The sequence below is a fragment of the Mesorhizobium sp. ArgA1 genome (assembly GCF_053714375.1).
The window spans coordinates 759,336-784,114 of the sequence record NZ_JBSKBQ010000001.1; the positions used below are offsets into that span (position 1 = coordinate 759,336).

At 62.8% G+C, this 24,779-nt stretch carries 24 protein-coding genes and 1 tRNA gene; 18 read left to right on the forward strand and 7 right to left on the reverse strand.

Translation table 11 applies throughout. The features are described from left to right. The first annotated feature begins 157 nt into the window (after window positions 1–157). Window positions 158–1,207 (forward strand): threonine aldolase family protein, encoded by a 1,050-nt coding sequence (locus ACWGTI_RS03630; RefSeq protein ID WP_454585831.1) that lies wholly within the window; start codon window positions 158–160, stop codon window positions 1,205–1,207. Window positions 1,208–1,215: 8 nt separating this feature from the next. Next, window positions 1,216–2,112 carry an MBL fold metallo-hydrolase gene (locus tag ACWGTI_RS03635; RefSeq protein WP_454585832.1) on the forward strand — a complete coding sequence of 299 codons (897 nt, stop codon included), beginning with the start codon at window positions 1,216–1,218 and terminating at the stop codon, window positions 2,110–2,112. Here the strand turns inward: ACWGTI_RS03635 and ACWGTI_RS03640 are convergent. Both ACWGTI_RS03640 and ACWGTI_RS03645 read right to left on the reverse strand, forming a co-directional pair. Next, window positions 2,109–2,873, reverse strand: a complete 765-nt coding sequence (locus ACWGTI_RS03640) for a sulfite exporter TauE/SafE family protein (protein WP_454585833.1) — start codon at window positions 2,871–2,873, stop codon at window positions 2,109–2,111. The genes ACWGTI_RS03635 and ACWGTI_RS03640 overlap by 4 nt on opposite strands. 176 nt (window positions 2,874–3,049) lie before the next feature. Then, the gene (locus ACWGTI_RS03645) at window positions 3,050–3,517 is read right to left on the reverse strand and encodes an Hsp20 family protein (RefSeq protein WP_454585834.1); all 468 of its coding nucleotides are present in this window, start codon (window positions 3,515–3,517) and stop codon (window positions 3,050–3,052) included. 466 nt (window positions 3,518–3,983) lie between these two features. Between ACWGTI_RS03645 and ACWGTI_RS03650 the strand changes: the two genes are divergently transcribed. From ACWGTI_RS03650 to ACWGTI_RS03665, 4 genes are all read left to right on the forward strand, one after another. Beyond that, complete coding sequence (locus tag ACWGTI_RS03650) at window positions 3,984–4,943, forward strand: alpha/beta fold hydrolase (protein WP_454585835.1); 960 nt, start codon at window positions 3,984–3,986, stop codon at window positions 4,941–4,943. Window positions 4,944–5,117: 174 nt separating this feature from the next. Next, window positions 5,118–5,288 (forward strand): hypothetical protein, encoded by a 171-nt coding sequence (locus ACWGTI_RS03655; protein WP_454585836.1) that lies wholly within the window; start codon window positions 5,118–5,120, stop codon window positions 5,286–5,288. Window positions 5,289–5,387: 99 nt separating this feature from the next. Continuing rightward, on the forward strand, window positions 5,388–5,531 hold the full coding sequence (locus tag ACWGTI_RS03660) for a DUF1127 domain-containing protein (protein WP_454585837.1): 144 nt from the start codon (window positions 5,388–5,390) through the stop codon (window positions 5,529–5,531). 107 nt (window positions 5,532–5,638) lie between these two features. After that, window positions 5,639–6,469, forward strand: a complete 831-nt coding sequence (locus ACWGTI_RS03665) for a helix-turn-helix domain-containing protein (protein WP_454585838.1) — start codon at window positions 5,639–5,641, stop codon at window positions 6,467–6,469. 86 nt (window positions 6,470–6,555) lie between these two features. Here ACWGTI_RS03665 and hisN read toward each other — a convergent pair whose 3' ends face one another. Beyond that, window positions 6,556–7,329: a histidinol-phosphatase gene (gene hisN, locus ACWGTI_RS03670; protein ID WP_454585839.1), complete on the reverse strand. Its 774-nt coding sequence runs from the start codon at window positions 7,327–7,329 to the stop codon at window positions 6,556–6,558. Between the two features lie 335 nt (window positions 7,330–7,664). Continuing rightward, complete coding sequence (locus ACWGTI_RS03675; protein WP_454585840.1) at window positions 7,665–8,606, reverse strand: N-formylglutamate amidohydrolase; 942 nt, start codon at window positions 8,604–8,606, stop codon at window positions 7,665–7,667. 164 nt (window positions 8,607–8,770) lie between these two features. Between ACWGTI_RS03675 and cpdR the strand changes: the two genes are divergently transcribed. Further along, the gene (gene cpdR / locus ACWGTI_RS03680; RefSeq protein WP_006199474.1) at window positions 8,771–9,133 is read left to right on the forward strand and encodes a cell cycle two-component system response regulator CpdR; all 363 of its coding nucleotides are present in this window, start codon (window positions 8,771–8,773) and stop codon (window positions 9,131–9,133) included. Between the two features lie 114 nt (window positions 9,134–9,247). Continuing rightward, window positions 9,248–9,322, forward strand: a tRNA-Val gene (locus ACWGTI_RS03685). A 183-nt stretch (window positions 9,323–9,505) separates the two neighbouring features. Here ACWGTI_RS03685 and ACWGTI_RS03690 read toward each other — a convergent pair. Next, entirely contained in the window at window positions 9,506–9,712 is a 207-nt protein-coding gene (locus ACWGTI_RS03690) for a hypothetical protein (protein WP_454585841.1), read from the reverse strand. Between the two features lie 277 nt (window positions 9,713–9,989). Between ACWGTI_RS03690 and ACWGTI_RS03695 the strand changes: the two genes are divergently transcribed. Further along, window positions 9,990–12,260, forward strand: a complete 2,271-nt coding sequence (locus ACWGTI_RS03695) for an alginate lyase family protein (RefSeq protein ID WP_454585842.1) — start codon at window positions 9,990–9,992, stop codon at window positions 12,258–12,260. 136 nt (window positions 12,261–12,396) lie between these two features. Here ACWGTI_RS03695 and ACWGTI_RS03700 read toward each other — a convergent pair whose 3' ends face one another. Then, complete coding sequence (locus tag ACWGTI_RS03700; protein ID WP_454585843.1) at window positions 12,397–12,771, reverse strand: hypothetical protein; 375 nt, start codon at window positions 12,769–12,771, stop codon at window positions 12,397–12,399. A gap of 108 nt (window positions 12,772–12,879) precedes the next feature. Continuing rightward, entirely contained in the window at window positions 12,880–14,034 is a 1,155-nt protein-coding gene (locus tag ACWGTI_RS03705; protein WP_454585844.1) for a dihydrodipicolinate synthase family protein, read from the reverse strand. A gap of 240 nt (window positions 14,035–14,274) precedes the next feature. Between ACWGTI_RS03705 and ACWGTI_RS03710 the strand changes: the two genes are divergently transcribed. The 9 genes from ACWGTI_RS03710 (at window position 14,275) to ACWGTI_RS03750 (ending at window position 24,744) form a co-directional block, all read left to right on the forward strand. Beyond that, window positions 14,275–15,333 (forward strand): LacI family DNA-binding transcriptional regulator, encoded by a 1,059-nt coding sequence (locus tag ACWGTI_RS03710; RefSeq protein ID WP_454574484.1) that lies wholly within the window; start codon window positions 14,275–14,277, stop codon window positions 15,331–15,333. Continuing rightward, window positions 15,330–16,346, forward strand: a complete 1,017-nt coding sequence (locus ACWGTI_RS03715) for a Gfo/Idh/MocA family protein (RefSeq protein WP_454585845.1) — start codon at window positions 15,330–15,332, stop codon at window positions 16,344–16,346. Before ACWGTI_RS03710 ends, ACWGTI_RS03715 begins: the two co-directional genes overlap by 4 nt. Continuing rightward, window positions 16,343–17,944 (forward strand): acyl CoA:acetate/3-ketoacid CoA transferase, encoded by a 1,602-nt coding sequence (locus tag ACWGTI_RS03720; RefSeq protein WP_454585846.1) that lies wholly within the window; start codon window positions 16,343–16,345, stop codon window positions 17,942–17,944. Before ACWGTI_RS03715 ends, ACWGTI_RS03720 begins: the two co-directional genes overlap by 4 nt. Further along, window positions 17,937–18,713 carry an enoyl-CoA hydratase/isomerase family protein gene (locus ACWGTI_RS03725; protein ID WP_454585847.1) on the forward strand — a complete coding sequence of 259 codons (777 nt, stop codon included), beginning with the start codon at window positions 17,937–17,939 and terminating at the stop codon, window positions 18,711–18,713. Before ACWGTI_RS03720 ends, ACWGTI_RS03725 begins: the two co-directional genes overlap by 8 nt. A 10-nt stretch (window positions 18,714–18,723) precedes the next feature. Further along, window positions 18,724–20,235: an aldehyde dehydrogenase family protein gene (locus ACWGTI_RS03730; protein WP_454585848.1), complete on the forward strand. Its 1,512-nt coding sequence runs from the start codon at window positions 18,724–18,726 to the stop codon at window positions 20,233–20,235. A gap of 58 nt (window positions 20,236–20,293) precedes the next feature. Further along, window positions 20,294–21,547 carry an ABC transporter substrate-binding protein gene (locus ACWGTI_RS03735; RefSeq protein ID WP_454585849.1) on the forward strand — a complete coding sequence of 418 codons (1,254 nt, stop codon included), beginning with the start codon at window positions 20,294–20,296 and terminating at the stop codon, window positions 21,545–21,547. Between the two features lie 153 nt (window positions 21,548–21,700). Beyond that, window positions 21,701–22,651, forward strand: a complete 951-nt coding sequence (locus tag ACWGTI_RS03740; RefSeq protein WP_454585850.1) for a carbohydrate ABC transporter permease — start codon at window positions 21,701–21,703, stop codon at window positions 22,649–22,651. Then, a complete protein-coding gene (locus ACWGTI_RS03745) occupies window positions 22,648–23,607 on the forward strand; it encodes a carbohydrate ABC transporter permease (protein WP_454585851.1) in 960 nt (319 codons plus the stop codon). Before ACWGTI_RS03740 ends, ACWGTI_RS03745 begins: the two co-directional genes overlap by 4 nt. A 21-nt stretch (window positions 23,608–23,628) precedes the next feature. After that, on the forward strand, window positions 23,629–24,744 hold the full coding sequence (locus ACWGTI_RS03750; RefSeq protein WP_454585852.1) for an ABC transporter ATP-binding protein: 1,116 nt from the start codon (window positions 23,629–23,631) through the stop codon (window positions 24,742–24,744). Window positions 24,745–24,779 lie beyond the last annotated feature (35 nt).

Genomic DNA, 24,779 nt, shown 5'->3' on the forward strand with positions numbered 1-24,779 from the left:
AAATTACGTCGCGCGCAGTCGAAACGAAAACTTCGGTCCCTGCACGCCCTCGATAATCAGCCTCTGGCTTTACCGCTTTTTCAGCCCTTGGCCCTTGCGCGTCAAACCCCGAAGCAGCCATGGTCGCGCTCCTTTTCAATCAGATACGGACCTCCTGATGTTCTTTGCATCCGACAACTGGGCGGGCGTCCATCCCGACATCTCGGCCAACCTGACCCGCCATGCCGCCGGCATCGCCACGGCCTATGGCGACGGCGACCTCGACCGCGCCGTCTACAAGCGCTTCAACGATATCTTCGAGCGCGAGGTCGCGGTCTTCTTCGTCGCCACCGGCACGGCGGCCAACGCGCTGTCGATGGCGTCATTGAACCGGATCGGCGGCGTCGCCTTCTGCCACGCCGAAGCGCATATGAATGTCGATGAATTCGGCGCAGCGGGCTTTTACACCGGCGGCGCGCGCATGTCGCCCGTCCCGGGGCCTCTGGGGCGCATCAATCCGCAAGCGCTGGACCGGGCCATCAAGCGCTATTCGCAGGATCTCGCCCCCGCCGGCCAGCCGATGGCGGTGACGATCACCCAGGCAACCGAAGTCGGCACCGTTTACGCCGTCGACGATATCAAGGCGATCGCCGAGGTAGCTCGCCGTCACAAGCTGCCGCTGCACATGGACGGCGCGCGCTTCGCCAATGCCGTTGCGGCGACTGACATCAGCCCTGCGGAAATGACCTGGAAGAACGGTGTCGACATCATCTCCTTCGGCGGCACCAAGAATGGCTGCTGGATGGCCGACGCGGTCGTGGTCCTCAACCCCGACGTTGCGCGCGACCTACGCCTGCTTCGCCAGCGCGCCGGCCAGACCTTCTCCAAGGCGCGCTTCATCTCGGCTCAGTTCGAGGCCTATTTTGCCGACGATCTGTGGCTGAGGATGGCGCGCCACGCCAATGCGATGGCCGCAAGGCTGGCCGCGACCATCGAGGATGCGCCGTCCAGCCGGCTGGCCTGGCTGCCGCAGGCCAATGAAGTGTTCGCTATTCTCGACCGCACCAAGGGGGAAAAAATGCAAGGCGCCGGCGCCAAATTCTATGAATGGGGCCTGCCGCAAAGCTTCGACGGCCACCTCAGCGACAATGAAGCGATCTACCGCTTCGTCGCCAGCTTCGCCACGACCACCGAAGAAGTCGACCACCTTGGCCACATGATCGCCTGAGCTTTCCGATGACCAGACCTCCCCTCGGCTCAACCATGCGGCTGGTTCGCCCGGCGCCAGACGTGCTGGGCTTCTACGACGGCCGCATCGACGGCGTCCGCGCCTGGTCGGACGAGCCGAACTGGCTCGATGACGGTGCCTATGCCCTAGGCATCTGCACCTATGCCATTGTCGACGGGCCGCAAGCGCTTGTCTACGACACGCATATTTCGCTGCCTCACGCGCGCTATATCAGGCAAACGCTCGAAGCCATGGGAGTGCGCTCCATCCGGGTCGTTCTCAGCCACTGGCATGACGATCACATTGCCGGCAACGAGGTGTTCCAGGACTGTGAAATCATAGCCAACACGCTAACCGCCTCTGCTCTGGCGAAGAACAAGGCCGAGATCGAAGGCGGCGTTCCGCCGATCAAACCACTCGTGCTGCCCAACAGGACTTTCGAAGGCAGCCTTGACCTCACCGTCGGATCGATTGCCGTCGAACTGCGCCAGGTCGAAATTCACAGCCATGACGGCACCGTGCTGTTCCTGCCCGAGACCGGTCTGCTCCTGGCGGGCGATACGCTGGAGGATCCGATCACCTATGTCGGCGAGGCGGATCGACTGGCGCAACATCTGGTCGATCTTGAGCGCATGGCCGCCTGGCCGATCAACCGCATCCTGCCCAATCACGGCTCGCTCGAAACGATCGAACGAGCCGGCTATGACAAAGGCCTCATCGCCGCCACGCAAACCTACGTTCAAAAACTGCTCTGCTGCCGGCATGAGCCCGATCTGGCCAGGCAAGATCTGAAAACCTTCGGCGCTGAGATGTTCGCCGCCGGTACTGTCGAATATTTCGCACCCTACGAAGCCGTTCACCGGCAAAACGTCGAGGCCGTTCTCGCTGCCGGCACTGGCTGCTAAGCCAGGAAAGGTCGCAGCAGAAGCTCCAGGCCAAGCAGGATCAGGAAAATAAGAAACCAGCGCCGGAAGGACGCCGGGCTGATCCGCTGCCGCAGCAACTGTCCGAGCCACATGCCGAGCAGGGCCGGCAGGACCGCCAGCGACGACATGGCGATATGCTCCACCTGGAACGCGCCATGCGAGGCAAGCCCGGCGGCAAGCGCGATAGCCGACACGGTGAAGGACAGGCCGAGCGCCTGGATCAGGTCGTCACGGCTCAGGCCGAGCGCCTGGATGTAGGGCACGGCAGGGACCACGAACACGCCGGTGCCGCCGGTCACGAGACCGGTGAGAAAACCGACAATGGGCGACGCCCAGCGCTCGGCCGACACCGGGACCGTCAATTGCCGCGCCAGCAGCGTATAGGCGGCGTAGATGATCAACGCCGCACCGAGACCGGCGGTCGTCCATTTGACGTTGTCGCTGGCCAAGAGCCACGAGCCGGCCTGCGTGCCGGCGACGATGCCGGTCATCATCAGCCATAAGCGTCTGAGGATCGACGCGAAGCTCGGTCCGGCAAACAGCTGCCAGATGTTGGTGACGAAGGACGGCACGATCAGCAGCGAGGCCGCCGCGACCGGCGGCATGATGGTGCCCAGCAGCCCCATCGCCAGCGTCGGCAGGCCCATGCCGGTAACGCCCTTGACGATGCCGGCCAACAGGAAGGTGACGGCAATGGTGGCCGTCAGTGCCAAGGAGAAATCAGCCGGGAAATCAGACATCGCCCTTCATGGGAAGGCGACGCACGCTGCAAAAGAGCCAGAACTCTGCGGTTGGGGTGACAGGGAGTTGACGCAACAAAAAAGCGGCGCCCTCGCGGCGCCGCTTTCGTCTCGGGAGGAGACGCTTCTATCTCAGGGCGTTACTACGTCCCTTGGACGTGACGCCGCCGTCTTGATTACGCGGCGTTCTTGGCCTCGATCTGCTTGGCCTTCTCGGAGCTCGCGGTAATCGCGATCTTGCGCGGCTTCAGTTCCTCGGGGATGTTGCGCGTGAGGTCGACGAAGAGCAGGCCATTCTTCAGCGTGGCGCCAACGACTTCGACATGGTCGGCAAGCTGGAAGCGGCGCTCGAACGAACGCGAAGCAATACCGCGATAAAGCAGCTCGGAGCCCTCGCCATTGCCCTCTTCCTTGCGCTCACCCTTGACGGTCAACACGTTGCGGTGGGCTTCTATCGAAATCTCTTCATCCGAGAAGCCGGCGACCGCCATTGAGATGCGGTAGGCGTTCTCGCCGGTGCGCTCGATGTTGTAGGGCGGGTAGGTCTGCGCGCTGTCGGGCTGGGCCAGCGAATCCAGCATGGTGAAGAGCCGATCGAAGCCGACGGTCGAGCGATAAAGCGGGGAAAAATCAACGTGACGCATGAGGTGTTCTCCTGTTTGAGCAACATGGTTTGCGTGTGGCCGGTGCGAAACCCTGGAAAGGCGTTTTCGCGTGGACCAGCAGCCCCGACATCGGCGGCTGCATCCGACATTTGGGGAGCGCAAAAGCGCATTTCAAGGATTTTTGAAGAGTTGTGAATTGAGGCGTCGATGAACGGCAGATGAACCGCCGCTTCGGCGCCCGTTCAGCCGGCCGGCGCTAGAGTGCAGCCAGGATAAAGAACCAGGCGGCGCCGGATGAAGGCGCCGCGACTAAGCCGAACCGGGTGTAACGTCCCTTCCTCCCGGATCGACAGAGGCCGGAAGCACGCCGTCGCAGGCTGCTTCCGGCCTTACTCATTGTTCGTCCACCCCCCCCCGGGCGCACTCCCTTTGCTTTTCATCCATTGGCGTCTATCACCATGCCGACGCCCCGCCGGGTGAGACACCACGAAGACGCAAGCGCCGAATGACGGACCTCTTCCACCCCACGCCAGGCAACCCGCCGCCGCAAAATGTCGCCGGCGGCTTCTTCACCACGCGCGACGGCAAGAAGATCCGCTACGGCCTTTTTGCCGCGGTCGCCCGGCCGCTGAAGGGGACGGTCGTCTTGCTGCCCGGCCGCAACGAGTGCATCGAGAAATATTTCGAGACCATCCGCAACCTTACCGATCGCGGCCTCGGCGTCGCCACGCTCGACTGGCGCGGCCAGGGTGGTTCGGACCGGCTGATCAGAGACCCGCAACGCGGCTATGTCCGCTCCTTCTACGACTATACCGGCGACCTCGAACAGTTCTTCGAGGACATCGTGCTGCCCGATTGCCGCGGCCCGTATTACATCTTCGCCCATTCGACCGGAGCCGTGATCGCGCTGCTCGCCACCCCGTCGATGGTCAACCGGGTACGCCGCATGGTGCTGATCGCGCCATTCCTGACGGTGCCCGATTTTCCGCTGCCTGTACAAACGGTGCGCCGCGTCTGCTCGTTCTTGTGCTTTTTCGGCCTCGGCCGGCTCTATGCGGCCTGGGGGCCTAGACCCAGGCAGACCCTGCCCTTTGCCGTCAACAAGGTGACATCGGACCCTGTGCGCTATCAGCGCAACACGAAAATCTACGAGGACTATCCACAACTGGCGCTCGGCGGCCCGACGATCCGCTGGCTGCAGGCCGCCATCAAGGCAAGCGAAGCCATCAGCGAGCCGGACTTCATGGCGAAGATTCAGGTCCCCCTGCTCGTGATCGCCGCCGGCGCCGATCAGGTCGTGTCGACCAAGGCCGTGGAAGCCTACACCAGGCGTCTGCGCGTCGGCTCCCTGTTGATGATCGATGGCGCCAAGCACGAGATCCTGCAGGAGGCCGATGTTTACCGCGAGCAGTTGCTCGCCGCCTTCGATGCCTTCATTCCCGGCAATGACGACCCCACTGCCTGATGCCGCCAGCGCCGCAGGGTGCGGCGCCTTGAGTTCACGCCTGCTGACAGCCTTCTGTCAGCAGGACCGCCCCGTAGCGCCGGTCGCAGGCAAACAGCTAAAGATTCTGACAGCCGGTGCCGTGCAGGAATGATCATCTCTCCGCGTCGAACTGAACGCCAAGGAGATGACATCATGACCGAGAAAACCTGCGCTGCCTGCGACTGCCAGCTGGACGCCAACCCGATCCGCGTCAAGGTCGGCGGCAAGACCGTGGAGGTCTGCTGCGAGGAATGTGCGATAGCGCTGAACGAAGCCGGCGCCTCAGTGGCCGGCGTCTCGGTGGTCGGCAACAGGGAGGCCTGAGCGATGCGCCGCGATCATGCAGCGACGGCACAATGCCTGCCACATCAGCCGACAACTCAAACCGCGACTTTCCGGCGGTCCTTGCGGACACAATGCATCGTGGCGGCCAACTGGATCGGCCGTCAGTTGGCAAGGCGCCGAAGCCGCCTTGCCTTGCTCGAAATGACCGACGAACAGCTCAAGGACATCGGCTTGTCGCGCGGTGAGGCCCACACGGAATACATTCGCCGCTTGTGGGACTGAGCCATGGCCGTGCGAAGGCGCTGACAGGTGAAGTCTTCTGACAGGTCTGGGCAGCCCGATCACCTAAAGTGCCGGAACAGCTTTCGGTGCAAAGGGAAAACGCGGCCATGTCGCAATTCACGGTACAGACGCTCCTGGACACCGGTACCGTCAGGATAAGGGACATCGTCTGCAGCGGCGAATGCCGCCACGAGAGCGACGAGGAATGCACCGCCGCCACGCATCTGGTTTTTCCCTATCGCGGTGTCTTTGTGCGCCATGTCGGCCGCAACGATGCGGTCGCCGAAGCCAACCAGTTGCTGTTCTTCAATGAGGCGGAGCCCTATCGGATCAGCCACCCCGTCGAGGGTGGCGATTCCTGCCTCGATCTCGTCATCGAAGAGGCGCAACTGCAGGACCTGACGCCCAAGGAGCAGTTGCGCTCGGGCAGCGCGTTGGCGTTTCGTCGCCAGCGCCGCCGCATCGACCCGCGGGCCCAGGCACTGGTGGCAGTGCTGCGCCACAGCCTGAGCCGCAACATCGCCGAAACGCTGGAGGCTGAAACCCTGGCGCTGACGCTGGTGCGGCGCTCCCTCGGCGAGCGCACCTCGCATGCCGCCGGCGCCAGCGCCGGCCGGCAGAAGCTGGTCGACCGCGCCAAGCTCGTCCTGTCTTCGGACCTGTCGCGGCGCTGGACACTGGCCGAGATCGCTGCCGAAGTCGGGGTATCACCGGTTTATCTGACGCAGGTCTTCCAGCAGGTCGAGGCGATGCCGCTCTACCGCTATCATCTGCGCCTGCGTCTGGCGCGTGCGCTCGACCTGCTTGGCCGCTACGAGAATCTGACGACGCTCGGCATGGATCTCGGCTTCTCCAGCCACAGCCATTTCAGCGCGGCGTTCCGGCAGGTCTATGGACGGACGCCGGCGGAATTCCAGCGCTCGATCAAGCCACGCTAAGAAAAATTCCAGGAAAAGTGTGAAACGGTTTTCCCGGGAAAAGCGCGTAGCGCTTTCCCTGAGGAATTGCGTCGAACAAAAAGGTATCAGCCGCGCAGGGAAGCCATTGCGGCGGCATGAAGCTCCGGCGTCGCCGCGGCCAGTATGTCGCCGCCCTTTTCCGCCGGGCCGCCTTCGAATGTGGTGACGACGCCACCTGCCTTCTCGATGATCGGGATCAGTGCCACGATGTCATAGGGCTTCAATCCGGGATCGGCAACGATATCGACGCTGCCCGAGGCAATCATGGCGAAGGCGTAGCAATCGGCGCCATAGCGGACGAGCTGGACCTCTTTTTCGAACCGGTCGAAGCGTGGGCGCGCCTCGCCCTTGAACAGCGCCGGCGTGGTTGTGAACAAGGTCGCCTCGTCGAGCTTCGTCGTCTTGCGGGTCGAGAGCTTGCGAGGGCCGCCGGGGCCCTCATAGTGGGAACCGGAAGCGTTGGCGAAGAACAGCTCGCCGGTGAAGGGCTGCGCCATCATGCCGGCGACAGCGTCGCCATCGACCGTGAGCCCGACCAATGTCCCCCACACCGGCAGCCCGGAGATGAAGGCGCGGGTGCCGTCGATGGGATCGATCACCCAGACATGCTTGCTGGAGATGTTCTCGCTGCCATGCTCTTCACCCAAAATGCCGTGATCGGGATACTCGGCCGATATCAGCGACCGGATGGCGCGCTCGGCTTCGCGGTCGGCTTCCGTGACCGGGTCAAAACTTCCTTTTTCCTTGTTGGCCACCGCGCCTTGCGCGCGGAAACGCGGCAAGGTTTCAGCCGCCGCCGCTTGCGCGATCCGGCGCATGAAATCGATGCTGATGTCCACCTGATTCTCCCGCATGCAGAGTGCCTGACCCGTCTGCCGGCACTTTCGCGCCAAAACAAGCGGGTTTATCGATTTATCGTAGAGATAACCGTTGCCAAAAAGTCACATTGGCGCTGTTCAAACGCAATTTCCACATCAGAGTGAATTAAATAAGCCCGAATTCGATTGACATTTGTGCATCGCACAATAAATTTGTTCTCGGACAGGTTTTCCTGTCCATGCCCTCCTTGGGCGTTTCCTCCCTAGACTTCGACCGTGTCGTGCAAACGATGCGGTCTTTTTTTACGCCGAGGCATGGCTCTCGCGGGGTCCCATAATTAGCCGCCGCTCCGGCGTCATTCGGCAGCCAGAGGCAGGTCGATGAAATGGTCATCGGGCATTGACATCAGGTCGGCCGAAAAGCGCGCCATATCGTCGGCCAGCGCATGGAAACCAGCCGATTTCTGGAACGTCCGCTCATTCATGTAGAGCCCGCGATTGACCTCGATCTGCAGCGCATGCAGATGGCGCGCCGGCCGGCCGTAGTGCTCGGTGATGAAGCCGCCGGCATAGGGCTTGTTGTGGGCGACGGTATAACCCATGCCGATCAGCAGGCCGATCGCCGTCTCGGTCAGCGCAGCCGTGGCCGAGATGCCAAAACGATCGCCGACGATGAAATCAGGCCGCAAGCCGTTGTCGCCCACCCTGATGCTCGCCGGCATCGAATGGCAGTCGATAAGCACGGCATAGCCGAACCTCGCATGGGTTCTGGTCAACAGCCGCTTCAGCGTCTCGTGATAGGGTTTGTAGACGGCCTCGATGCGCTGGACGGCCTCCGCCAGCGGCAGGCGGCCGGAATAGATGTCGAGCCCCTCGCCCACCAGCTTGGGCACGGTGCCGAGCCCGCCGGCGACGCGGGCCGAGCGGATGTTGCAGAAGGACGGCACCGGCTCGGCGAACATGCGCGGGTCGAGCTCCCACGGTTCGCGATTGACGTCGAGATAGGCGCGCGGAAAATTCGCCGCCAGCATCGGCGCACCGAGTGCCACGGCACCGCCGAACAGCTCGTCGACATAGCAATCCTCGGAACGGCGGATGGCGTTGCGGTCGAGCCTGGCCATGGCCAGGAAGCGGTCGGGATAGTAGCGGCCGCTATGCGGCGAGTTGAAGACGAAGGGAACGCGCTGCTCGGCGCCCGATCGGATTTCGAAGGGTGGAACGACCGAAAAATCCTCGGCTGCCGTCGTCAATTTGAACGAACCCGGAAACAGCGATGCATCATGATGGGAAACTGCCACCTCATCGGCCGCATGTCCAGCATTTCGGCATGTCAGGAACCCCGTCAAATCAGGATTAATGCCACCAGCGTTCACTTGATGTTTACCGTCACCTCCTCATATACAGGATGGTTAACGGGCTTGCCGGACGGCAGGCTTGGGTGGGGTGATTCGGACGGGACACAATGGCACGCATTCTCCTGGCGGAAGACGACGACGATATGCGCCGGTTCCTGGTCAAGGCACTGGAGCGGGCCGGCTACCAAGTCAGCGATTTCGACAATGGCGCCAGCGCCTATGAGCGGCTGCGCGAGGAACCCTTCTCCTTGCTGCTGACCGACATCGTCATGCCGGAGATGGACGGCATCGAGCTTGCCCGCCGCGCCACCGAGATCGATCCCGACCTCAAGGTGATGTTCATCACCGGCTTCGCGGCCGTCGCGCTCAACCCCGATTCCAAGGCGCCGAAAGACGCCAAGGTGCTGTCGAAGCCCTTCCATCTGCGCGATCTCGTCAACGAGGTCGAAAAAATGCTGCAGGCCGCCTGAAGCACGCCCAGTGCGATCCGGCCGCTTGCCTGACGGCGCGACAAAACGAGCCCTTCTTTCCCTTTCCGGCTATTGACGCGCTGGATCAAAAATGGTGTATGCGCGGCTTCGGATGGGCGTGTAGCTCAGCGGGAGAGCACTGCATTGACATTGCAGGGGTCACAGGTTCAATCCCTGTCACGCCCACCATCCAGACCAATCGGCTTTTGATTTGTTCCGCAGCTTAGCGCTCGTCGGAACTCGGTGGCGCTGCTTATGGCTTCGCCATAGCGTACCAACGAGGTTCACCTCCAAGCGAGGTCGCCCCGAGGCCAATTCAGGGATGCAAGACCGCCCCGGCACGAGCCGGGACGGCGAGGCCTCTCGGCCGGGTCATTGCGGCCGCGGATCGGGCCTGTCGGGCTTGTCATGAGGGTTGTTATTGCCTTCACGGCATGGGGTGCCGATGCCGCAGCACTTGCCGTTGTAGGTGACACCAGGCTTGGTCTTCTCGCATTCCCTCGGCGGTGCCGTCTGACACCCAGCCAGCACCGAAACGGCGATGACGGCGAGAAGAACGTTTCTTGAAGTGATAGACATGGACGTTCTCCGTGATGGGCCGTGTTTGCTACACAGCGCTTGGTCGCGGGCGGCAACGAAATGGTTCACGAGCAAGACTGAATTGCCGGCAATGCCTTCCCGGCGCAGGCTGGTGAGCTGGCGCGGCAATGCCTGGACGAATTTTCAGTCGTGACGAGCGGGCGCGATGGCCTTAAGGCTGGGAACAGGCGCGATGTTCGGGGGGAACAATGCGAACAATGACATCAGGATGGTCGATTATCCCCGACCATTGGCATGCTCGCTTAGGCGGGTGGCCATGACGTCAACTCCGGCGCAGCGGAAACCGACCTGGCAACGCATCTACCTCGAGCTCAAACGGGCGAGGAAATATCTCCAATCGCCGGGTTCGAGACTTGGCGGCGTGCTGGTTGCGGCAAAGCGAACATTCGAGCACAGGCGCGATGTCAGGCTTCGCATCAGGGCGGCCCGTGACGCATACCCTGCCTTGCCGATTGCGGCAGCGAAGGACAGCTTCATGCTCGTCCGCATCATTGGCAATGATCTCGAGCCGCGGCACCGCAAAGGCCAGTCCTTCGACAATGCCAGCTTCATCCTGGACAATGAGCCGGCCTTTCCTGACTGCGACAAGTTCTGGATCATCAATCGGATAGCCGATCCCGAAGAGGAGGTTCGCATCGTCGGGCTGCTGGAGAGCCGTGACCAGAGCTTTCACCGCATCCCTTTCCATCTCGGCGCCTATGGCAGAATTCCTTGGGACATCGACAGGCTGTCGGCAAAAGAGCTCCGGTTTTCCAGCAAAGGCAGCCGATCGGCTGAACTCACGGCGGCACGCTACGAAACGCTCATCAGAAGCAGCAAGAACCGCTATTTGATGAACAACAATAGCGCCCGCAACAAAGCGCTCGAGATGGCCCGCACGCGGGCGAAGTGGCTGATGCCATGGGACGGAAACTGTTTTCTGACCGAGCAGGCGTTCAGGCAGATACGCCAGGCAATCGAGGCGAGGCCGTATCTGCCCTATGTCATCGTACCGATGGCGCGCATCGTCGACAACACGGCCCTGCTCGACGAGAATTTCAGCCCGCCCGCGAATGAAGAGCCGCAGATCATATTCAGGGCCGACACGACCGAGCTGTTCGACGAAACTCATCCCTACGGGCGCCGGCCCAAGGTTGAAATGCTGTGGCGGCTTGGCATTCCCGGGCTTTGGGACCGATTTCGCGACGACCCGTGGGATTTCCCGCGTCCACCCCCATCGGCGGATTCAGGACTTTTCCAGACTGCTGGCTGGGTGGCGCGCCTGGATTCCGGGCGCGCGCATCTTGAAATCGGCCGGGCCGGATTCGTTGCCCGCTCGTTCAGCCGCGACGAGGCGATCATGACCATGATCGACCGTTGCGACGCCGCTGTGATCTCCGCAAGGCTCGATCCGTCACAGCTGGTTTTCTACGACGAGAAGGCGCTCGCCGCCGCCTCAAGGAACAAGGACGCCGGCCTTCGGCAGCATCTGCGGCTCTGCGCCGACCAGGCGCTTACCCGAGGTCCGTTCAGTGTGACGGACAAGACATCAGTAGCGCCGAGCGGCGACCGACACGATTATTTCCAACCGGGGCCCTATTGGTGGCCCGATCCCCACAGCCCTGATGGCCTGCCCTTCATTCGGCGCGACGGCGAGCGCGCACCCGGCACCGCACTCTACGAAGCCGGCAGCGAGACCTACGATCGCACCCGCTTGCAGCGATTGCTTGACGACACCACCGTGCTTGCGCTGGCGGCGACAGTGCTTGACGAGCCAAGCTATTCCAGCCACGCCGCCAAGCTGATCCGCACCTGGTTCATCGACCCCGCTACAAGGATGAACCCGCATATGCGATACGCGCAGGTCCGGTTCGGCCACGACGACAATGAAGGCAACGGGACCGGCATTATCGAGCTCAAGGATCTCTATTTCTTCCTCGATGCTGTTCGTCTGATTGAGCGTGCCGGCGCATTGGACGCAACGGAGCGCGAAACGTTCAGATCCTGGCTTGGCTCGTACGCCAATTGGCTGGACACCGCGCCCGCCGCGGTGACGGAGGCTTCCCGCGCCAACAACCATGGCGTCTTTTACGATTTGCAGCGGGCATCGATCGCAGCCTTCCTGGGTGATAGCGCCACGCTGGCCGGGATCGGACTTCATGCCAGGGAGAGATTGGCAGATCAGATCGCGTCGGACGGCTCATTGCCGAGGGAACTAGCCCGCACTCGGCCCATTCACTACACCCTGTTTACTCTGCAGGGCTGGACGACACTGGCGCGCCTGCTGACCTCGATCGGTGACGACCTCTGGCAGCACCGGGCAGACCAGGGACAGGGACTGGTTGACGCTCTGCATTGGCTGGCGGCCAATATCGACAGCCGGCAAGCCACGGAAGCGATCGACGCGGACCGACGTTGGCCGCTGTTGCTGGATCTGGTGCGCCACGACCCTGAAGCGACGATTTCCGCCGCCGAGGCGGAAGCCGCAAAGCCTCTTTTCCACCCGGACGAAGGCATCGCACCCTTCTGGCGGTGGCGAAGGGGCTAGATTCTTATGCCCGCCTTCCGGAGCCGCGATCGCAGTTGCGATAGCCGGCCAGACTTACCTGATGCAACTGACCCCATCTGCCGCGCGACCTGCTTGAAGATTCTATTTTTGGGTTCAGCTTTGATCGCTATCGTGGTCATACTCGATGCGGACTCCATGTCCTCTTACGCCTCAGCAGAATATGGGCCGCGCACGCCGCGGCATAGGGGTGGCCGGCCTTGGCCGCGGCAACGTAGGAGGCGAAATCCTTGCCCATGGCGTGGCCATGCACCGTCTTGCGCGACAACGCCACAAGCATCGGCAGCGGCACCTTGGGACTCGCCTCGAATTGTGCCGTCATGCGCGATTTCAAAATGGCTTCGCCTGCAGCGTAATCCTTCTCGCGAAAATAAGAGGCCACGATCTTGAGCGCATAGGCATCGTTTTCAGGATCGAGCGCATAGCCTTTGCCAAGAATCTCCCTTGCTCTGGCCGCGCTGATTTCGTCCTCGATGGCCAGGAACGCCGACAAAATAGCCGAAGGCAGCCTCGAGCGGATGATAGTCGGCGTGATGCTGCGCCAGCTCTTCGAGCATGAGCCCCATACGGGGATACTTTTCAGCCGCCGATTGTGCCGTCCTCAGACACCCGCAACCGCGCAGAAATGCTTCATTCTGGTCAACGCAAGTTCGGGATCGGCGAGCAACCCTGCCTGGTCGGCAAGGCGGAAGACGTCGGCATAGTACAGGATGCCGCGCGCCGACTGCATGCCGCCAACCATGGCGAAATGGTCCTGGTGGCCATTGAGCCAGGCCATGAAGACGATGCCGGCCTTGTAGTACTCGGTCGGCGCCTCGAAGATTCTCCGCGACAGCGGCACCGTCGGCGCCATCAGCGCGTCATAGCCGGCGCGATCGCCGTCAGTCAGCTTCGCCAGGGCTGCGTTGGCGACCGGGGCGATGGCGTCAAATATACCCAGCAGCGCGTGTGAATGCCGTTCGCCGTCGCCGGCGATCAGCTCGGGGTAGTTGAAATCGTCACCGGTGAACATGACGACGCCTTTCGGCAGGCGGTTGCGCAAGGCGACTTCCTTGCCGGCATCGAGGAGCGATATCTTTATGCCCTCGACCTTATCTGCATGGCGCTCGATGATGGCGACGACGGTGTCGAGCGCTGCCTCGAAATTGCCGCTACCCCAATAGGCCTTCAGGGCCGGATCGAACATGTCGCCCAGCCAGTGCAGGATGACCTTGCCGGAGGCCTGGCTGAGGATGCGGTCGTACACCTTGAGATAGTCGTCCGGCGCCTTCGCCACCGCAGCCAGCGCCCGGCTGGCCATCATGATCGCCTTGCCACCCTGGCCCTCGATGAAAGCGAACTGTTCCTCGTAGGCGCCAATGACATCATCGAGCGTTCTGGCAGCCGCCGGCGCCAGATGATCGGTGCCGGCGCCGGAAGCGAGGTCGGCGCCTTCGACCATGCGTGCCTCGGCGATCGAGCGCCGGATCAATTCCTTCGCATTTTCCCAGTCGAAACCCATGCCGCGCTGCGAGGTATCCATCGCCTCGGCGATGCGGAAGCCGAGCCGCCACAGATGATGACGGAACGCCATCGTCTTGTCCCAGTCGACCACGGGCGGCGACCATGGGTCGGTCATTGCAAGCGGATCGGCCACAACATGGGCGGCGGCATAGGCGATGCGCGAAAACCGCGCCCCGATAACCGGCTCAGCCGGCTGGCCGACGAGCCGATAGCGAGCGTGGCGGCCACCTTCCCCGGGCAAGGTGATGTCCATGAAATTCTCCCTTTGCCAGCGCCTATAAATGGAACGTTCCAATAAATCAAGAAGCTTTACGATTCCGGAAATTGACGACGTCGGATGCTGCGGCGCAACACGCAGTCCCTTGCCTTATTCGACTTTAAGGCCGGAACAATCACTTTTTCGGGTTTTGCGGAAATCCCGATTGACTCTCAGTGAGGCCGGCGTTTAGAACGTTCCAATTAATTCGATCAGAACGCCGGGAGGACTATCTGGATGGCCAGCCGGGCCAAGGCGACGATTTTCGACATTGCCCGCGAAGCCGGCGTGTCCAAATCGACGGTCTCACTCGTGCTCCAGGGCAGCGGGCTGATCAGACCTGAGACAGCCAGCAAGGTTCGCAAGGCGATCGAGGATGTCGGCTATGTCTACAACCGCGGCGCCGCCAATCTGCGCAAGGCCCACTCCAACGTCATCGGCATGGTCATCAACGATCTCACCAACCCCTTTTTTGCCGAGCTGGCGGTCGGCATGGAGCGTGTCTTCCAGTCGGCTGGCATCGTGCCCTTCATCGCCAACACGGCGGAAAATCCGGTGCGCCAGGAAGAAGTCCTGAAGTCGTTGATGGAACAGGGCGTCGCCGGGCTGATCGTGTCACCGGCGCGCGGTACCACGCCGGGCGCCTTCCGCCGCCTTGAGACGGCAGGTGTGCCGGTCGTCTTTGCCATGCGCCGGCTGCCGGACAGCCGCATCCCGGTGATTGCGCCCGACAATCATCGCGGCGCGTACCTGGCGGCCGCCCATCTCATCGGCAAGGGCCATCGCCGGCTGGCCTTCTTCGGCGGCACCGCCGATCTGGTCGTCTATCAGGAGCGCCTGGGCGGTTTTCGCGAAGCCTGCGAGACATCAGGCATTGCCAGGCGCGACGTGCTTGTCGTCGAAGGCGAGACCAGCCGCAGGGGCGGCATCGCCTGCCTGGAAACCGCCCTTGCCATGGCCGAGCCGCCGACGGCGGCGCTGTGCTTCAACGACGCGGTCGCCTTCGGCGTTATGCTGGCGCTGCGCAAGCGCGGACTGGAACCGGGGGCGGATTTCGCCGTCGTCGGTTTCGACGACGTGGTCGAGGCCGAGCATTACATGCCGGCGCTGACGAGTGTTTCGGTGGATACCCCCGGTCTCGGCGAGCGTGCCGCGCACGTCATGCTGAAGATGATCCAGTCGCGCACCACACGCGCCGAGGATCATATCGGCGCCGTCAATCTGGTCGTCAGGGAAAGCTGCGGTCCCGATCGCCGCACCCAGAACAGGCCTGCAGGAATGGGAGACGCCGCATGAGCGTCAGATGGGGACTGATCGGCGCCAGCACGATCGCCAAACAATTCATGATCAACGCCATCCGAGCGCAAGCTGATGGCGAGATATCGGCGGTGATGAGCTCCAGCCCCGAGCGCGCCAATACCTATGCCCGAGAAAACACCATTCCGCTTGCCGTCTCGACGCTGGACGACCTTCTCGGCGCCAACATCGACGCCGTCTACATCTCGACCACCAATGAACTGCATCTCGAACAGGCGCTGGCCGCGATCAAGGCGGGAAAGCATGTTCTGTGCGAAAAGCCGTTGGCGCTGACCAGCGCCGATGCGCGCACCATGGTCGCCGCCGCCAAGGCAGCCGGAACCGTGCTTGGCACCAACCACCATCTGCGCAATGCCGGCGCCCACCGCGCCATGCGCGACGCCATATCGGCCGGCCGCATCGGCAAGCCGATCGCCGCGCGCGTCTTCCATTCCGTCTACCTGCCCGAGAACCTGCAGGGTTGGCGCATCACCAGGCCTGAGGCCGGCGGCGGCGTGGTGCTCGACATCACCGTGCACGATGCCGACACGCTGCGCTTCGTGCTTGGCGACGATCCAATCGAGATATCGGCCTTTACCCAGTCGGCCGGCATGGCAGGCAGCGGCCTGGAAGATGGTGCAATGTGCATCTGGCGTTTCCGGTCAGGCGTCATCGCCCAGTCGCATGAGGGCTTCACCACGAAATTCGCGGATACCGGCTTCGAGGTGCATGGCTCGGAAGGCTCGCTGATGGCCAGGAATGTCATGACGCAGAAGCCGGTCGGATCGGTGCTGCTGCGCACCGCCAAGGGCGAGGAAGAGCTGAGCTTCGAGCGCGAGGATCTCTACGTCAGGTCGCTGCGCCAATTCCACGATGCGATCCGCGGCAAGGGCCAGCCATCGGCCACCGGCGAGGACGGCGTCTGGTCGCTGGCCTTGGCCGAAGCGGCATTGCAGTCGGAAAAATCCGGCAAGGCGGTCACCATCGATCCCAAGCTCGGGAGCGCCAAGTGAGCAAGCTCGTCTCCGCCGCCGAAGCCGCCGGCCTCATAAAGGACGGCATGACCGTGTCCGTCTCGTCGTCGAGTGGCCTCGGCTGCCCGGATGCGGTGCTGGCCGCTATCGGCGAGCGCTTCGACGCGGAGGGCCAGCCCAAGAATATCACCACGCTGCATCCGATCGCCGCCGGCGACATGTATGGCATCAAGGGCATCGATCATCTCGCCAAACCCGGCCTGTTGAAGCGCACGCTTTGCGGCTCCTACCCCTCTGGCCCGTCCTCGTCCGAGCCGCCGCAGATCTGGAAGATGATCGGCGACAATTCGGTTGCCGCCTACAATGTGCCCTCCGGCATATTGTTCGACATGCACCGAGAGGCCGCCGCCAAGCGGCCCGGCGTGCTGACCAAGGTCGGCCTCGACACTTTTGCAGACCCGCGCCACCAAGGCTGCGCCATGAACGCGGCGGCGAGCGAGCCGATCGTCTCCGTGCAGCAGTTCGACGGCGAGGAATGGCTCTATTTCCGCTCGATCGTGCCCAACATCTCGATCATCCGCGCCACGACATCAGACGAACGCGGCAACCTTACCTATGAGCATGAGGGCGCCTATCTCGGCGGCCTCGAACAGGCGCTCGCCGCCCGCAACAATGGCGGCATCGTCATTGCGCAGGTCAAACGCGTCGTCGAAAACGGCACACTGAAGCCGCATGACGTGCGGGTGCCCGGCGTGCTGGTCGACCATATCGTGGTCGCGCCCGACCAGTTGCAGACGACACTGACGCCATACGACCCGGCGATCTCCGGCGAGATCTTCCGGCCGCTGTCGAGCTTCCGCACCCCGGAGATGAGCATCCAGAAGGTGATCGCACGCCGCGTTGCGATGGAACTCAGCAACGGTATGGCCGTCAATATCGGCTTCGGCATCTCGGCCAATGTGCCGCGCATCCTTCTTGAGGAAGGCCAGCACGGCAAGGTCACCTGGGTGATCGAACAGGGCGCCGTCGGCGGCGTGCCGCTGCTCGACTTCAAGTTCGGCTGCGCCTCCAACGCCGAGGCGATCATGCCCTCGCCGCACCAGTTTATCTATTTCCAGGCCGGCGGCTTCGACGCCTCGCTGCTGTCCTTCCTGCAGATCGACCGCCATGGCTCGGTCAATGTGTCGAAGCTTTCGGCAAGGCCGCATGTCACTGCCGGCGCCGGCGGCTTCGTCGACATCACCGCGCGGGCGAAAAAGATCGTCTTCTCCGGCTTCTTCAATGCCGGCGCAAAACTGTCGCTGGCCGATGGCGGCATCCGCATCGACGCGGAAGGCAAGGTCAAGAAGGTGGTCAACGAGGTCGAGCACATTTCTTTCTCGGGCAAGCGTGCAGTCGCGCAGGGACAGGACATCACCTATGTCACCGAGCGCTGCGTGATGAAGCTGACGCCGGACGGCCTGATGGTGACGGAACTGGCGCCGGGGATCGATCTCGAACGCGATGTGCTGGCGCAGTCCGAAACACCGCTCGCCGTCGCCAACGATCTCAAGGTGACACCGGCAGCCCTCTACCAGGACCGCCCGATCGGCCTGTCGCTCAATGGCGGCGCCTCGCTCGGAGGCGCGCATGGCTGAGCGCCTCGTCACCTTCGAGCAAGACGGCGCCATCGGCATCGTCACGCTTCGCCGGCCGGAAAAGTTCAACGCGCTCGACATTCCGATGCTGCGCGCGCTGGAAGCTGCGCTCGACGAAGCCGAGATGGCTGAGGGCGTGCGCGTCGTGCTGGTTCGCGGCGAAGGCAAGGGGTTTTGCGCCGGCGGCGACGTCGAGGCCTGGGCGCAGATGAGCGCCGCCGACTTCCAGGTGCAATGGGTGCGCTACGGCCACCGCGTCTTCGACCGGCTGGCAAGGCTCCGCCAGCCGACCATAGCCGTGCTCTCCGGCCATGCGTTGGGCGGCGGGCTGGAGCTGGCTGCTGCCTGCGACTTTCGTGTCGCCGAAACACAGGTGAAGCTCGGCTTCCCGGAGACATCAATCGGCGTCGTGCCCGGCTGGTCCGGCACGCAGCGCGCCGTGCGCCGCTTTGGTGCGCAGACCGTGCGCCGCATGGCGCTCGGCGGCGAAGTCTTTGCCGCCCCTGGCGCGCTCGCCCTCGGCATCGTCGACCGCATGGTCGAGACCGGCCAGGCGCTGGCAGAGGCCAAGATTTGGGCACAAAAAATCGCAGAGCGCGGGCCGCTCGCAACCGAAGCCGCCAAGCTGATGATCGCAGTCGCCGAAGGCGAGGAAAGTGCGGCCGCAACGGAAGCTCTTGCCAGCGGCTTCATTGCGCTGACCGGCGACCTCCAGGCCGGCGTCGGCGCCTTCAAGGCCAAGCAGAAGCCTGCCTTTTCGAGATCCTAGAGAAAGCATGATGAACGCACCGCTAAACATTTCCATGCCGACTGAGGCGTCCAAGGCGCCGAAGGCTTACAAGCTCCTGATCGACGGCAAGCCTGTCGATGCCCGCGATGGTCGCACGCTGGAGCGCAACAGCCCCGGTCACGGCTTCACCGTCTCGCGCTATGCGCAGGCCGGCACGGCCGAGGTGGAAGCGGCGGTGCAGGCCGCGCACAAGGCCTTCGAGACCGGCCCGTGGCCGCGCATGAAGGCGGCCGAACGGGCCGCGATCCTCCTCAAGACGGCTGACCTCATCGAGGCCCGGTTGGAAGACATCGCCCGGCTCGATGCGCTGGAATCCGGCAAGCCGATCGCCCAGGCGCGCGGCGAGATTGGCGGCGCCGTCGACATCTGGCGCTATGCCGCTTCGCTCGCCCGCACGCTGCATGGCGAGAGCTACGCCAATCTCGGTGACGCCATGTTGGGTGTCGTGCTGCGCGAGCCGATCGGTGTCGTCTCGATCATCACACCGTGGAATTTCCCCTTCCTGATCGTCAGCCAGAAACTGCCCTTCGCGCTCGCAGCCGGCTGCACGGCAGTCGTCAAGCCGAGCGAAATGACCTCGGCCTCGACCTTCGTGCTCGGCGACATACTGATGCAGGCCGGCCTGCCTGCCGGCGTCGTCAACATCCTGGCCGGACTGGGAGCCGATGTCGGCGCGCCGATGGTCAGCCATCCCTTGGTCGAGATGGTGTCTTTCACCGGTTCGACCCGCGTCGGCAAGATGACCATGGCGGCAGCCTCGGATTCCCTGAAGAAGGTCTCGATGGAGCTCGGCGGCAAGAACGGCCAGATCGTCTTCCCCGATGCCGACCTCAAGGCTGCTGCGGATGCGGCTGTCTTCGGCGGCTTCTTCAATGCCGGCGAATGCTGCAATGCCGGCAGCCGGTTGATCGTGCATGAGGCGATCGCCAAAGACTTCCTCGCCACTGTTAAGGCCCTGACCGCCAAGGTAGCGGTCGGCGATCCGCTCGATGACCGCACCAAGGTCGGCGCCATGATTTCCGCCGATCATCTGAGTAAAGTCGCGGGCTACGTCACGGCAGCAGCGAAAGACGGCAGCGATGTCTACAGCGGCGGAGGCCAGCTGGCCTCCAACGCGGGCCAATACCTCGATCCGACGATTGTTAGCGGCGTTACCGAGGACATGGCGATTGCGCGTGAGGAAGTGTTCGGACCCGTGCTCTCCGTGCTGACTTTTGAAACGATTGAAAAGGCGTTGCACATCGCCAACAACACGCCCTATGGTCTCTCTGCAGGGGTGTGGAGCGCCAGTATCGACACCTGTATGTCGGTGGCGCGTGGTGTGCGTTCGGGAACGGTTTGGGTGAACACATTCATGGAAGGCTACCCCGAGCTGCCATTCGGGGGCTACAAGCAGTCCGGCATCGGACGCGAACTCGGCAAACGCTCTGTCGAGGATTATACCGAGGAAAAGACAATCCAGTTTCATCGCGGCCAGCGCACCGGTTGGTGGGTCGGCTGAGTTTGGAAGAACCCGGTGGGCTTCCACCGGTCGTGTAATGCAACAAGGGAGGTAGTACATGTTGCGCAAACTGCTTATCGGAACGGCTCTGGCGACGACCTTTGCTTTCTCGGCCCATGCCGAGGACGTCAAGGAAGTGCAGATGCTGCATTGGTGGACGTCAGGCGGCGAAGCGGCTGCCCTCAACGTCCTCAAGGGTGACCTGGCCAAGGAAGGCTATGCCTGGAAGGACGTGCCGGTGGCCGGCGGTGGCGGCGACGCCGCCATGACCGCGCTGAAAGCAATGGTCGCGGCCGGCAATTACCCGACGGCGTCGCAGATGCTCGGCTACACCGTGCTCGATTATGCCGCAGCCGGCGTGATGGGCGACCTGACCGAGACGGCGAAGAAGGAAGGCTGGGACAAATCGGTTCCGGCAGCCCTGCAGAAATTCTCGGTCTATGACGGCAAGTGGGTCGCGGCTCCGGTCAACGTCCACTCGGTCAACTGGCTGTGGATCAACAAGGCGGTGATGGACAAGATCGGCGGCACCGAGCCGAAGACCTTCGACGACTTCGTTGCCCTGCTCGACAAGGCCAAGGCGGCTGGCGTCATCCCGCTCGCTCTCGGCGGCCAGAACTGGCAGGAAGCCACCATGTTCGACTCGGTCGTTCTGTCGACCGGCGGACCTGAGTTCTACAAGAAGGCCTTCAACGACCTCGACGACGAGTCGCTGAAATCCGACACGATGAAGAAGTCGTTCGACAACCTAGCCAAGCTCGTCACCTACGTCGACCCGAACTTCTCGGGCCGCGACTGGAACCTTGCCACCGCCATGGTCATCAAGGGCGACGCCCTTGTCCAGGTCATGGGCGACTGGGCCAAGGGTGAGTTCCATGCCGCCAACAAGACCCCTGGCACGGATTTCCTGTGCTATCGCTTCCCGGGCACCGATGGCTCAGTGGTCTACAACTCCGACATGTTCGGTATGTTCAACGTTCCGGACGACCGCAAGGCCGCCCAGGTCGCGCTGGCCACCGCCACCCTGTCGAAGAGCTTCCAGTCGGCCTTCAACGTCGTCAAGGGTTCGGTTCCGGCCCGTACCGACGTTCCGGACACCGACTTCGACGCGTGCGGCAAGAAGGGCATCGCCGATCTGAAGGCTGCGAACGAGGGGGGCACTCTGTTCGGCTCGCTCGCCCAGGGCTATGGCGCGCCTCCGGCAGTCGCCAATGCCTACAAGGACGTCGTGTCGAAGTTCGTCCATGGTCAGATCAAGACCTCGGACGAAGCCGTGACCGAACTGGTCAAGGCAATCGACGACGCCAAGTAAGCGCTCGCCACCAAACACCTTCCCCGCTTCGGCGGGGAAGGTTTCACCTCACGATTGGACGGCTTGAACACCATGCCGACCAAAGACCCGTACGCACGGGGCCGCCTGCCGCCTGACGGCAGAGCATGGACGACCCGAAACGGGAGGAGCCTCATGAGCAGCGTAGCGACAACCCAGATCAAGCTGACGCCGGAGCGGTCGCGCCCCTCGGTGCGCTCTCGCCTGCAGGACGCGCTGCCGAAGATCGTGCTGGCACCGAGCTTCGCCATCACCATCGTCTTCGTCTACGGCTTCATCCTGTGGACGATCTTTCTGTCCTTCACCAATTCCAAGACCTTCCCGTCCTACGTCATCACCGGCTCGCGCGCCTATCAGCGGCTGTGGGGCTGGACCTTCGACACCGACCCACCATCGAGCTGGTACACGTCGATCACCAACATGGGCGTTTTCGGCTTTCTCTACATCGCCATCTGCCTGGCGCTCGGCTTGTTCCTGGCCATCCTGCTCGACCAGAAGATCCGTGGCGAAGGCGTGTTGCGGCCAATCTATCTCTACCCGATGGCGCTCTCCTTCATCGTCACCGGCGTCGCCTGGAAATGGTTCCTCGATCCCGGTCTCGGCCTCGAACAGACCTTGCATCAATGGGGCTGGACGAGCTTTCATTTCGACTGGATCAAGAACAAGGACTTCGTCATCTACACCGTTGTCATCGCCGGCGTCTGGCAGGCCTCCGGCTTCATCATGGCGATGTTCTTGGCCGGCCTGCGCGGCATTGACGGCGAGATCATGAAGGCGGCGCAGATCGATGGCGCCACAACCTTCCAGCTCTACCGCCGCATTGTCATCCCGTTGCTGCGGCCGATCTTCCTGTCGGCCTTTATCGTGCTCGCCCACCTCGCCATCAAGTCCTACGATCTGGTGGTGGCGCTGACCAGCGGCGGTCCCGGCGGCTCGGCCTGGCTGCCGTCCAACTTCATGTATGAGTATACGTTCAAGCGCAACGAAATGGCGGTCGGCTCGGCAAGTGCCGTGATCATGCTGATGACCATCGTCGCCATCATCGTGCCCTATCTCTATTCCGAACTGCGGGAGAAGCCGCGATGAGCGCTGTCGCCACCCCTGCCCGCCCCGCTGCTTCCCGGCAGGCCTCCGGCGGCATGAGCACCAAGACACTCAACCGCATCGTCATCTACGGGCTGCTGGCGCTGTTCGCGATCTTCTACCTGATGCCGCTCTTCGTCATGCTGGTGACGTCGTTCAAGACCATGGACGAGATCCAGAACGGCAACATGCTGTCGCTGCCGCATGAGCCGACTTTCGCACCATGGATAAAGGCGTGGAGCGAAGTCTGCTCGGGCCTGACCTGTGTCGGCATGAAGGGTTATTTCTGGAACTCCATCAAGATGGTCGTGCCGGCGGTGCTGATCTCGACGCTGCTCGGCGCGCTCAACGGCTATGTGCTGACCAAATGGCGCTTCCGCGGCCACACGCTGGTCTTCGCCATGATGCTGTTCGCCTGCTTCATCCCGTTCCAGTCGGTGCTGTTGCCGATGGCGACGATCCTCGGCAGCCTCGGCCGCTTCGGTGTCACCCTGCAGAACGCCACCGGCTTTAATTTCGGCCTCGGCAATTCGACCGTCAATCTCGTCTTCGTCCACGTCGTCTACGGCCTTGGCTTCACCACGCTTTTCTTCCGTAACTATTACGAGGCATTCCCGAACGAGCTGATTAAGGCGGCACAGGTCGACGGTGCCTCCTTCTTCCAGATTTTTCGGCGCATCATGCTGCCCAATTCGCTGCCGATCATCGTTGTGACGGTGATCTACCAGTTCACCAACATCTGGAACGATTTCCTATTCGCCTCCGCCTATGCCGGCTCCGGCGACGTAATGCCGATGACGGTGGCGCTGAACAATGTCGTCAACACCTCGACCGGAGTCGTCGAATACAACGTCAACATGGCGGCCGCGATGATCGCGGCGCTGCCAACCCTGATCGTCTATGTCGTCGCCGGCCGCTATTTCGTGCGCGGGCTGATGGCCGGCGCGGTCAAGGGCTGAGCTATCAGGAAGGAATAACCCATGGCTTTTCTGGAAATTGATGGGCTGAAGAAGCGCTTCGGGAACGTTGAGATCCTGAAGGGCATCGATGTCGAACTCGACAAGGGCGGCTTCCTGGTGCTGGTCGGCCCGTCGGGCTGCGGCAAGTCCACGCTGCTCAACACCATCGCCGGCCTAGAGCAGATTACCGAGGGCGAGATCCGCGTCGACGGCCGCGCCATCAACGATCTGCATCCGTCCAAGCGCGACATCGCCATGGTGTTCCAGAGCTACGCGCTTTATCCGAACATGACGGTGGCCGGAAACATCTCCTTCGGCATGGAGATGCGCGGCGTGCCGGCCGACGAACGCCAGAAGGCGATCGACAAGGTGGCGAAAGTCCTGCAGATCGGCCACCTCCTCAACCGCAAGCCGAGCCAGCTTTCCGGCGGCCAGCGCCAGCGCGTCGCCATGGGCCGGGCACTGGTGCGCGACCCCAAACTGTTCCTGTTCGACGAGCCTTTGTCCAACCTCGACGCCAAGCTGCGCGTCGACATGCGCATCGAGATCAAGCGCCTGCACGCCACCACCGGCACCACGATCGTCTACGTCACCCACGACCAGATCGAGGCGATGACGCTGGCGACCAAGATCGCCGTCATGCGCGACGGCGAAGTGCAGCAGTTCGGCACTCCGGCCGAGATCTACAACAACCCCGCCAACCTGTTTGTCGCCGACTTCATGGGCTCGCCGGCGATGAACCTGATCCCGGCGACCATTGCCACCTCGGGCAATGCGCTGTCCGTCGTGCTACAGCGCGAGGCGCGCGAGCCGATCACGCTGCCAATGGCCAATGCGCCGGCGGGCCTCTCGGAATTTCAGGGCAAGCCGATCATCTTCGGCGTCCGGCCGGAAGCGCTGACCGATCCGGAAGGCGCCGAACGCAACGCCTCGAACATCGCCACCGCCGACCTGCACATCGAAGTGGTCGAGCCTGCGGGCTCCGACACTTTCGCGGTGACCAATCTCGGCGGCAAGCCCGTTGTGGCGCGGCTGCGCGCCGACGCCAATATCCAGCCGGGCACCAGCACGCCGCTGGCCTTCAACCTGACCAAGGCAGTGTTCTTCGATCCGGCGACCGAGAGCCGCATTCGCTGATGCATGTCGCCCAAAAGTGGATCCGGTTTTGGGGC

Bases quoted from the DNA above. Each gene is read 5' to 3' on its own strand.
- ACWGTI_RS03630 (WP_454585831.1), top strand. From the start codon at position 158: ATGTTCTTTGCATCCGACAACTGGGCGGGCGTCCATCCCGACATCTCG.
- ACWGTI_RS03635 (WP_454585832.1), top strand. From the start codon at position 1,216: ATGACCAGACCTCCCCTCGGCTCAACCATGCGGCTGGTTCGCCCGGCG.
- ACWGTI_RS03640 (WP_454585833.1), bottom strand. From the start codon at position 2,873: ATGTCTGATTTCCCGGCTGATTTCTCCTTGGCACTGACGGCCACCATT.
- ACWGTI_RS03645 (WP_454585834.1), bottom strand. From the start codon at position 3,517: ATGCGTCACGTTGATTTTTCCCCGCTTTATCGCTCGACCGTCGGCTTC.
- ACWGTI_RS03650 (WP_454585835.1), top strand. From the start codon at position 3,984: ATGACGGACCTCTTCCACCCCACGCCAGGCAACCCGCCGCCGCAAAAT.
- ACWGTI_RS03655 (WP_454585836.1), top strand. From the start codon at position 5,118: ATGACCGAGAAAACCTGCGCTGCCTGCGACTGCCAGCTGGACGCCAAC.
- ACWGTI_RS03665 (WP_454585838.1), top strand. From the start codon at position 5,639: ATGTCGCAATTCACGGTACAGACGCTCCTGGACACCGGTACCGTCAGG.
- cpdR (WP_006199474.1), top strand. From the start codon at position 8,771: ATGGCACGCATTCTCCTGGCGGAAGACGACGACGATATGCGCCGGTTC.
- ACWGTI_RS03690 (WP_454585841.1), bottom strand. From the start codon at position 9,712: ATGTCTATCACTTCAAGAAACGTTCTTCTCGCCGTCATCGCCGTTTCG.
- ACWGTI_RS03695 (WP_454585842.1), top strand. From the start codon at position 9,990: ATGACGTCAACTCCGGCGCAGCGGAAACCGACCTGGCAACGCATCTAC.
- ACWGTI_RS03705 (WP_454585844.1), bottom strand. From the start codon at position 14,034: ATGGACATCACCTTGCCCGGGGAAGGTGGCCGCCACGCTCGCTATCGG.
- ACWGTI_RS03710 (WP_454574484.1), top strand. From the start codon at position 14,275: ATGGCCAGCCGGGCCAAGGCGACGATTTTCGACATTGCCCGCGAAGCC.
- ACWGTI_RS03715 (WP_454585845.1), top strand. From the start codon at position 15,330: ATGAGCGTCAGATGGGGACTGATCGGCGCCAGCACGATCGCCAAACAA.
- ACWGTI_RS03725 (WP_454585847.1), top strand. From the start codon at position 17,937: ATGGCTGAGCGCCTCGTCACCTTCGAGCAAGACGGCGCCATCGGCATC.
- ACWGTI_RS03730 (WP_454585848.1), top strand. From the start codon at position 18,724: ATGAACGCACCGCTAAACATTTCCATGCCGACTGAGGCGTCCAAGGCG.
- ACWGTI_RS03735 (WP_454585849.1), top strand. From the start codon at position 20,294: ATGTTGCGCAAACTGCTTATCGGAACGGCTCTGGCGACGACCTTTGCT.
- ACWGTI_RS03740 (WP_454585850.1), top strand. From the start codon at position 21,701: ATGAGCAGCGTAGCGACAACCCAGATCAAGCTGACGCCGGAGCGGTCG.
- ACWGTI_RS03745 (WP_454585851.1), top strand. From the start codon at position 22,648: ATGAGCGCTGTCGCCACCCCTGCCCGCCCCGCTGCTTCCCGGCAGGCC.
- ACWGTI_RS03750 (WP_454585852.1), top strand. From the start codon at position 23,629: ATGGCTTTTCTGGAAATTGATGGGCTGAAGAAGCGCTTCGGGAACGTT.